This is a genomic window from Aerococcus sp. UBA6277, assembly GCF_002440555.1.
Lineage (GTDB): Bacteria > Bacillota > Bacilli > Lactobacillales > Aerococcaceae > Aerococcus.
The window spans coordinates 95,069-104,640 of the sequence record NZ_DJUR01000008.1; the positions used below are offsets into that span (position 1 = coordinate 95,069).

8 protein-coding genes, 1 CRISPR repeat array and 1 riboswitch are annotated in these 9,572 nt (G+C 36.8%); all 8 genes read left to right on the forward strand.

What is annotated here, in order from left to right:
* Positions 1 to 72 precede the first annotated feature (72 nt).
* Positions 73 to 987 carry a type II CRISPR-associated endonuclease Cas1 gene (gene cas1 / locus B2V22_RS01850; RefSeq protein WP_290490061.1) on the forward strand — a complete coding sequence of 305 codons (915 nt, stop codon included), beginning with the start codon at positions 73 to 75 and terminating at the stop codon, positions 985 to 987.
* Positions 988 to 1,013: 26 nt separating this feature from the next.
* Positions 1,014 to 1,307, forward strand: a complete 294-nt coding sequence (cas2, locus tag B2V22_RS01855; RefSeq protein ID WP_290490077.1) for a CRISPR-associated endonuclease Cas2 — start codon at positions 1,014 to 1,016, stop codon at positions 1,305 to 1,307.
* Positions 1,304 to 2,308 carry a CRISPR-associated protein Csn2-St gene (csn2-St, locus tag B2V22_RS01860; protein WP_290490063.1) on the forward strand — a complete coding sequence of 335 codons (1,005 nt, stop codon included), beginning with the start codon at positions 1,304 to 1,306 and terminating at the stop codon, positions 2,306 to 2,308. The genes cas2 and csn2-St overlap by 4 nt, the downstream gene beginning before the upstream one ends.
* 23 nt (positions 2,309 to 2,331) lie before the next feature.
* Positions 2,332 to 4,280: a CRISPR direct-repeat array (repeat unit 36 nt; unit sequence GTTTTTGTACTCTCAATAATTTCCTATCAGTAAAAC).
* A 120-nt stretch (positions 4,281 to 4,400) separates the two neighbouring features.
* A riboswitch (FMN riboswitch) is annotated at positions 4,401 to 4,522 on the forward strand.
* A 120-nt stretch (positions 4,523 to 4,642) separates the two neighbouring features.
* Positions 4,643 to 5,737 (forward strand): bifunctional diaminohydroxyphosphoribosylaminopyrimidine deaminase/5-amino-6-(5-phosphoribosylamino)uracil reductase RibD, encoded by a 1,095-nt coding sequence (gene ribD / locus B2V22_RS01865; protein ID WP_290490064.1) that lies wholly within the window; start codon positions 4,643 to 4,645, stop codon positions 5,735 to 5,737.
* Positions 5,738 to 6,340 carry a riboflavin synthase gene (locus tag B2V22_RS01870; RefSeq protein ID WP_290490066.1) on the forward strand — a complete coding sequence of 201 codons (603 nt, stop codon included), beginning with the start codon at positions 5,738 to 5,740 and terminating at the stop codon, positions 6,338 to 6,340. It begins immediately after the preceding gene.
* On the forward strand, positions 6,341 to 7,537 hold the full coding sequence (locus tag B2V22_RS01875; RefSeq protein WP_290490068.1) for a bifunctional 3,4-dihydroxy-2-butanone-4-phosphate synthase/GTP cyclohydrolase II: 1,197 nt from the start codon (positions 6,341 to 6,343) through the stop codon (positions 7,535 to 7,537).
* Between the two features lie 18 nt (positions 7,538 to 7,555).
* The gene (gene ribE / locus B2V22_RS01880; RefSeq protein WP_270371560.1) at positions 7,556 to 8,029 is read left to right on the forward strand and encodes a 6,7-dimethyl-8-ribityllumazine synthase; all 474 of its coding nucleotides are present in this window, start codon (positions 7,556 to 7,558) and stop codon (positions 8,027 to 8,029) included.
* Positions 8,030 to 8,174: 145 nt separating this feature from the next.
* On the forward strand, positions 8,175 to 9,554 hold the full coding sequence (locus B2V22_RS01885; RefSeq protein ID WP_290490072.1) for a M24 family metallopeptidase: 1,380 nt from the start codon (positions 8,175 to 8,177) through the stop codon (positions 9,552 to 9,554).
* The last annotated feature ends 18 nt before the right edge of the window (positions 9,555 to 9,572 follow it).

The following is a 9,572-nucleotide window of genomic DNA, read 5'->3' on the forward strand; positions in this document are numbered from 1 at the left end:
CTTTATGCCGAATTCGCCATCCATTTTTATGGGTGGCTTTTTTATTACCGTTATTTTCTGTAGGAGGACAATATGGCTTTTCGAACGGTATTTATAAAGAATGGTGAACGATTAAGTTTAAGGTTAGATAATCTTGTTGTAACAAAAAATCAAGAAGAACTGTATATACCATTAATTGATATAGAAAATATCATCTTAGAAGGTGAACAAACCACTATTACCAGCCGTGTGTTAGCAAAACTATCTTATTACAATATTGATGTAATAATTTGCGATAGTCACTACCTTCCATGTGGTGTTTATCTACCGTTAGGTCAATACCATCATGCTGCTAAAAGAAATATTTGGCAAGCAGGGTGGTCTGATGATCTAAAAGATACAGCATGGATGAATGTTGTAAGTCAAAAAATCTTCAATCAAATATTAGTATCCGAAGATTTGAGTGAAGATCGCGGTAGGATCGATAAGATGATCGGTTTGGCTGTTAATATTACTCCCGGCGATAAAACCAATAGAGAAGGTCATGTCGCTAAACTTTACTTTAATTCTTTGTATGGATTAGGGTTCACGAGAGAGGATGATTCATTTCCGAATGCATGTATGAACTATGGTTACAGTATTCTTCGGTCGCAAGTCGCAAGATATGTATCTGGACAAGGGTTGATACCAAGTTTAGGCATATTCCATAAAAATGAGTATAATGCATTCAATTTAGTGGATGATTTAATGGAGCCATTCCGCCCACTGTTGGATTGGTATATTCATCGCAAAATTTTGGTGGAAAAACCACAATACTTAACATATGAACATCGTATAACGCTAATTGACTTTCTAAACCAGCAGATAAAAGTAAAAGGCAAGAGATTGTACTTGAATCAAGCAATTGGCTTGTACGTTAACTCTTTTATTCAAGCAATGGAAAACAATGATTTTCATCAATTAATTACTATTCAAGCTGATGGATTTATGGAGAGTGATGAGGAGTGAGTTTTGGAATTGTGAGACTGCTATGTATGTTTGATGTGCCGTTTGATACTGCAAAAGAACAAAGAGAATATAGGATTTTTAGAAAGCATTTGATTACCAACGGTTTCGTGATGTTACAATACTCTATCTATTATAGAAGTTTACCTAATAGGAGTGCGCTAAAGAAATATGAATCTATCATAAAAAGTAAGGCACCTACGAATGGTAATGTGCGATTAATGTATGTGACAGAGAATCAATTTCAGGAAATGGTATTATTAACAGGCGAAAAAAGTAAACAGGAAGAACTAATTGGTAATAAAAGGTTGGTGATTATTTGAGTAGAAGAATTCAAATTATAACGAAGAATTTAAATCTCGATTTAATAATGGATTCAACGCTGGTTTTTATCGGTTCGAATAAGGATGCTAAAAGAGAAATACTTAACACCTTTCTACAAACAGCTTCAAAGTATGTAGATGAAAATCAAGGGAATTTAGTAAGCCAAACTGGAAGGATACTATTTGATGGAACTGAAGTTAGTAATCGAAATACAGATATAATCTATCTAGATGAATATTATTCACTCTATAAAGAATTAATTTTAAAAAAATCGTACTTTCTTTTTGAGGAAGTATTAGAAATAGGTAGTCAGATACCTATCGTTACACAAATTGAAGAAATCAATGACCAAATGAGTAAGTTCGAGCTATTAATGAATCAAGCATTGCATGAAAATTATCCTGAGCTATCCCTAGAGCTACCATATTTTAGTCATGATGCACTCATTAAGAAGTTTGCGACTTTGAAGTTGGATAGGGAATTGATAACCAGCAGGAAAATGATCGAAACATTTATCAAATTAGTGTCACGCACTATTAGTCAGAGCGGTAATAGAGTTTGGATTATTCTTGATGGGATTGATAGACATCTTTCCCAAGATGACTTTAAATACTTATACGATTCTCTAGTAGATATTTCTAGAGATACTCAACGGTTGAATGTAATTTTATTCAATGTGGATTATGCATTGTGGCGATTAAATATTGCACTAGAGGATTTTATTGTAGTCTATAAGGAAATACAGCAGCTCTACCCAATAAATGAAATGTACCAAAGCATTGAGAGACATTACCCTGATAGTTTCATAATAGATGAGGAGAATTTACAGCAAAGAATTTTGACCGTGATTCCATATATAGGATATACTGAAGCAGTTTCTTTAAGCAATAAAAATATGGTAATATTAAAGGTGCTGAAGAAGTTGTTAGGCGATGAAACAAAAATTGAGACGTCATTTGAATCGCTAAGCAGCTTGGAAAAATTATTTCTTGAAGATTAAGAACGGTAATTTTTAAATTTGAGGTTTTTGTACTCTCAATAATTTCCTATCAGTAAAACAAATGAAAGGTGTGATGTAATTTGAAAAAAGTTTTTGTACTCTCAATAATTTCCTATCAGTAAAACTATCACTCCTTTCAGTTTGTATATTGCACGGTTTTTGTACTCTCAATAATTTCCTATCAGTAAAACGGTGCAACACAAGAAGAAATAGACGAACTCGTTTTTGTACTCTCAATAATTTCCTATCAGTAAAACTGATATGGACACTCGCATTAATCCGTCGCAGTTTTTGTACTCTCAATAATTTCCTATCAGTAAAACTTTTTCTACAAATTCTGACCTAACAGACGAGTTTTTGTACTCTCAATAATTTCCTATCAGTAAAACTCGTAAATCCAAATTCCCATTCAGGACAATGTTTTTGTACTCTCAATAATTTCCTATCAGTAAAACCAACAACTATTTTTATGATGATCCAATGCTGTTTTTGTACTCTCAATAATTTCCTATCAGTAAAACAAATACAAACCGTTCAAATCGCGGCCAATGGTTTTTGTACTCTCAATAATTTCCTATCAGTAAAACTCTTCGTGCTGAATCTTGATAGGAATACCAGTTTTTGTACTCTCAATAATTTCCTATCAGTAAAACGAGTGCTGCCAAGTCAGTTTATAGAAATATGTTTTTGTACTCTCAATAATTTCCTATCAGTAAAACTTAATTTATTAAACAAGTTTGGACTTACATGTTTTTGTACTCTCAATAATTTCCTATCAGTAAAACATTAGACGTTGATGAAGCGATTGAACTAATGTTTTTGTACTCTCAATAATTTCCTATCAGTAAAACTGCAAGCAATCAATGAGAATAGCTATCCATGTTTTTGTACTCTCAATAATTTCCTATCAGTAAAACAAAAAAATATAGATGATATAATCAGCTTAAGTTTTTGTACTCTCAATAATTTCCTATCAGTAAAACTCTTGTGAGATTTTATAAGGCAATTTACTTGTTTTTGTACTCTCAATAATTTCCTATCAGTAAAACAAGTTGCTGATGATCGTGGTATTGAATACGGTTTTTGTACTCTCAATAATTTCCTATCAGTAAAACACAAGATATTGAAACGAAACCAGTTACTTTGTTTTTGTACTCTCAATAATTTCCTATCAGTAAAACAGTCACTGTTATATTCGTATCCTTTTTTATGTTTTTGTACTCTCAATAATTTCCTATCAGTAAAACTATTTTTCAGCGATTTGCTGACCAGATTCAGTTTTTGTACTCTCAATAATTTCCTATCAGTAAAACAAGTGCCTCGCATCGTTTCACTCCCTCCTAGTTTTTGTACTCTCAATAATTTCCTATCAGTAAAACTGATTATAACGTGATTAAATTGTATTACTTGTTTTTGTACTCTCAATAATTTCCTATCAGTAAAACTGTTGTCTTCACCAGCGATTGGAATTTGTGGTTTTTGTACTCTCAATAATTTCCTATCAGTAAAACAATTGGGAATTAATTTGGAATGAAGATAAGGTTTTTGTACTCTCAATAATTTCCTATCAGTAAAACAGTGAAGAATTGATAAAGGGTATCCAAGCAGTTTTTGTACTCTCAATAATTTCCTATCAGTAAAACTACAAGCTGGTGAAACTCTAGGTGCGATTGGTTTTGTACTCTCAATAATTTCCTATCAGTAAAACAATTCGGTCCAGAAATATTTTCTGTGGCTAGTTTTTGTACTCTCAATAATTTCCTATCAGTAAAACTTTTGTGTTGATTGATCGCACAAGCGGTGGGTTTTTGTACTCTCAATAATTTCCTATCAGTAAAACAATGTCTGACTCATAAAGACGACCATTATAGTTTTTGTACTCTCAATAATTTCCTATCAGTAAAACATACCAAGCGGTATTTGATATTTATCATTAGTTTTTGTACTCTCAATAATTTCCTATCAGTAAAACAATGTCACTATTATGTTAATTGATATTAAATACCCTATAGTGTATATTTTCTATTCAAAGTATATTTAAGGGTTTACATTTTCATTTTATTGCCGTAAGATATCACCATAAACATTCAAATAAAATCTTCAGGGCAGGGTGTAATTCCCGACCGGCGGTAAAGTCCGCGACCTCCTTTGATTAGGGGCTGACTCGGTGTAATTCCGAGACCGACAGTAGAGTCTGGATGGAAGAAGAGTAGAATCAAAATAAACGAATACTATAAGTCTATAGTTTATTTGTGTGCCCTAGGAATCTAATTTCTAGGGCTTTTTTTCGTCACTCTGACTAGATTTTTTGTTGTTTAGAGAAAGGATGAGTGAATGAAAGACTATATGCAAGAAGCACTTGACCTAGCCAAATTAGGCCAAGGTTGGACAAGGTCTAATCCCATGGTTGGTGCAGTTATTGTGAAAAATGATCAAGTCATTGGCCGAGGCTATCATCAGCAGTATGGTGGTTTGCATGCGGAAAGAGAAGCCTTAAAGGATGCCAGCGAACAAGGGTACGATGTAAAAGGGGCAACTATGTACGTCACGCTGGAACCTTGCTGTCATTATGGTAAAACGCCGCCTTGTACGCATGCCATTATCGAAGCGGGTATTGAAAAAGTGGTGGTTGCTGCAATTGATCCGAATCCATTAGTTGCTGGAAAAGGCATCCAGGAATTAAGGAACCACCATATTGAAGTAGAAACGGGTCTTTTGGCTGAAGAAGGTGAAGACCTTAACCGTAAATTCAATTATTTTATGAACCATAAGCAACCCTACGTCACCATGAAATACGCCATGACCCTAGATGGTCGAACAGCTGCTTACACTGGGGATTCCCAGTGGATAACGGACAAAATTGCACGAGAGCATGTGCATTACCAACGCCACAGTAACCAAGCCATTATGGTTGGCATAGGGACTGCGCTTGCTGATGATCCATCGTTAACAGTTCGAATTGACGACTTTGAGGGGATTAATCCTATCCGTATTGTTTGTGATACGAGCTTGAAGCTACCCTTAACCAGCCAATTAGTAAAAACAGCGAAGCAAACGCCCACAATTATTGCGACAACTAATCAGAACACACAAGATCACCAAGCCTATCAAGCAGCTGGCTGCCAGCTATTGGTTGTGAATGCGAAGAATGACAAGGTAGATTTAGTGGATTTAACCACACAACTAGGCCAACAAGGTATTCAAAGTATTTATGTTGAAGGTGGATCAAGACTAAATGCTTCGCTACTTGAATCAGGGTTAATCCAAGAAATCCACACTTATATTGGTCCCAAAGTCATTGGTGGTTTTGACCAGTATAGTCCTATCAGTGGTTTCGGTTTTCCACAGGTGGACCAAGCGCTCACAAGTTATATCCAAGCAATCACGCCATTAGGTAAGGACTTTTTGATAGAAAGTAGGGTGGATTAAATGTTTACAGGAATTATAGAAGATATTGGCCGTATTGAAAGTATCGAGGCCATCAACAATGATGCAGGACTTCTTTTGACCATTGCCTCGGGAAAAATAGTATCCGATGTCAATCTAGGTGACTCTATCAGTGTCAACGGTATTTGTCTTACTGTGACGAATTACACCGATACCAATTTCCAAGTTGAAGTGATGCCAGAAACGATTGCGAAAACGTCTTTAGAAAGTATTACTAATAATAGCCGCGTGAATCTTGAACGCGCGATGAAAGCCAACGCGAGATTTGGTGGTCATATTGTAAGTGGCCATATTGATGGTATTGGGAAAATCACCGCAATTGAAGCGGATGGCATTGCGAATTGGTACACGGTTCAAACAAGTCAACCATTAATGCGCTATATCATCATGAAGGGGTCTATTGCTATTGATGGCACCAGTTTAACGGTTGCTGGCGTTGAAGGAGACACATTTAAAGTATCAATCATTCCTCACACGAGTGAGCAAACAATTTTTTCAACCTATCAAGTAGGAACTATTGTGAATTTAGAAAATGATATTGTTGGTAAGTATATTGAGCAATTTACAGTGAAGGAGCGGGTATAGATGGATTTTTCAACAATCGAAGACGCATTAGCAGCTTTACAAGCAGGTCAAATCATTATGGTTTTGGATGATGAGAATAGAGAAAATGAAGGAGACTTAATTTGTGCAGCTGAGTTTGCAACAACTGAAAACATCAACTTTATGGCCACTCACGCTAAAGGGTTGATTTGTCAGCCAATGAGTCAAGCAGTAGCTAGTCGGTTGAATTTGTCGCCAATGGTGGATGATAATACAGACCCACATACAACCGCATTTACGGTATCCATTGACCATAAAGAGACAAGCACAGGGGTATCTGCAGTTGAACGCGGGTTAACCATGCGTGAAGCAGCAAATCCAGCTAGTCAACCCAGTGACTTTAACCGTCCGGGACATGTTTTCCCATTGGTAGCGAAAGAAAATGGTGTCTTAGAACGGAACGGTCATACAGAAGCAACGGTTGATTTGATGAAAATAGCTGGACTGAATCCAGTGGGTGTATGTGTAGAAATTATGCGCGAAGACGGTACGATGATGCGCCAAGCCGAACTCCTAGACCGGGCTACTGAGTGGGATATGCCAGTCATCACTATCAAGGCGCTTCAGAACTACCGGATGAAAACTGAGCGTCATACCCACCATGTATCACAAGCTAAGATGCCGACCAAATTTGGCGATTTCACTATCCATACTTTTATCAACGAGGTAGATAATCAAGAACATGTAGCTTTGGTAAAAGGGGATGTTTCAGGTAAAGGACAGATCCTAACGCGCTTGCATTCTGAATGCTTAACGGGAGATGTGTTGGGCTCCAACCGGTGTGACTGCGGAGAACAATTACATGAGGCTCTACGGAAAATCAACGAAGCTGGCCAAGGTGTCCTCTTATATTTAAGACAGGAAGGTCGCGGTATTGGGTTGATCAATAAAATAAAAGCCTACCAATTACAAGAAGAAGGACTGGATACTGTAGAAGCTAACCATGCCCTAGGATTCCCAGATGATTTAAGGGAATACCATACGGCTGCACAAATGTTGGAAGAACTGGGTGTAACATCCATTGACCTTATGACCAACAATCCTGATAAAATCGCACAATTAGAAGCATCTGGTATCCAAGTAGCGAACCGCGTAAGTATTGAAATGGCTGCTAATCCGGATGATGAAAACTACTTAATCACTAAAAAAGTAAAAATGGGACACTTATTAGACTTATAAAATATGGAGGATATTAGCATGAACATTATTCAAGGAAAATTGTACAACGGAGAAGATATTAGAATTGGGATTGTCATTGCTCGATTCAATGATTTTCTGACTAAAAGCTTACTAAGTGGTTGTGAAGATGGCCTTACGCGTTCAGGTGTTTTGACAGAAAATATCGACGTAGCTTGGGTGCCGGGTGCCTATGAAATCCCGCTTACAGCCGCAACGATGGCTGAAACAGGTAAATATGATGCCATTATTACGCTTGGTGCTGTGATTAGAGGGGCTACAAGTCATTTTGATGTGGTTATTAACCAAGCTTCAAGTGGGGTCACCCAAGTAGGATTAACCCACAAATTACCGGTCATCTTTGGTGTCTTAACCGTTGAAAACATCGAACAAGCTATTGAACGCTCTGGTACTAAAGCTGGTAACCTTGGGTTTACTTATGCAACGAATGCTATTGAAATGATTAATTTATTCAAAGAAATTAAACAACAATAAGTCATTAATCCATATGAAAATATCTCTAACAGCATAAGGCTAGCTTTAATTTTTAATCATGGTAAGATGGAAGTTGGGAAAATAAAGCGCATTCAATTATCGAACGTTTTTGATGATTTGCGCAAAAAGCTTAAGGAGACTTCATATGACGATTCAATTTAAAGAAACATTAGCGCCAACCAAAGATAATTCTGGAAAACCTATCATTTTAAGTGACGCTACCTTCGCTCAACGCAAGGACAAAGTCCTTCAGTTAATGCGAAAATATGACTTCTCATCATTGATGATTTATGCAGATAAAGAACACGGTAGTAACTTTGAATATTTAACTGGTTTTATTCCACGATTTGAAGAAGCTATCCAAGTAATCAACCAAGACGGAACGTCGACACTGATTTTAGGTAATGAGAACTACAATAAGACCAGTATGGCACGTACACAAAGTGAAGGTATTCTTTGTCCATTCTTCTCTTTACCTAACCAACCCATGGATTTCACGAAAACTTTCGCTGACTATCTTAAAGACGTTAAAGTAGATGATTCCAAACAAATTGGTTTAGTAGACTGGAAGCTTTTATCTAATGATATGACTAACTTCCACGACCATCATTCAATACCAGCATTTATTGTAGATGGTATACAAGAAGTTTTCGGTTCTGACAAGGTAGTGAATGCAACCCAGCTATACATGCATCCAAAAGAAGGTGCTCGAGTAACAAACAACGCAGAAGAAATCGCTCGTTATGAATATGGTGCTTCCCTTGCTTCTGATGCTGTTCTTGAAGCAATCAACCAGCTAACCATTGGTCAAAGTGAGTTAGAAGCCGGAAATCACTTAAATCGCGATGGTCAATATCCTTCTGTTGTGACTATTGCCGCCTTTGGTGATCGCTTTAAAGGCGCTAATATTTATCCAACTGATAACACGTTAAATGATGGCGATAAAGTTGCATTAACTGTAGCCTATAAAGGTGGTTTGTCTAGTCGTTCTGGCTATGCAGTGAAAGATGAAAGTCAGCTCGCTGAACGTGATCCAGGATACTTAGAAGATGTCGTTTACCCATATTTTCAAGCTTATAAATGGTGGTTAGATCATTTAACTATCGGGGAAAAGGGTGGCGACTTCTACCAAGCATTCAGTGACTTCTATCCGCAAGCTACTTATGGCTGGAACTTGTGCCCAGGGCATTTAGTAGCTGACGAAGAATGGTTAAGCTCACCATTTTATCAAGACTCTGATGCAACAATTCAAAGTGGCTACATCTTCCAACTAGACTTTATACCTTCACAAGCGAACCATAATGGTGTTTCAGCTGAATCGACGATTGCGGTTGCGGACGCAGCACTACGCGAAGAGATGAAGATTAAACAACCAGAACTTTGGTCAAGAATCTCTAAGCGGAAGGACTATCTAAAAGAAGCATTAGGTTTAGCGTTACCAGAACATTTATTACCATTAGCGAGTACTTTTGCCTACTATAGACCATTCTTATTAGACAAAAAAACTGCTATCTACTTTGGATGAACTACAACGCCATTAAAA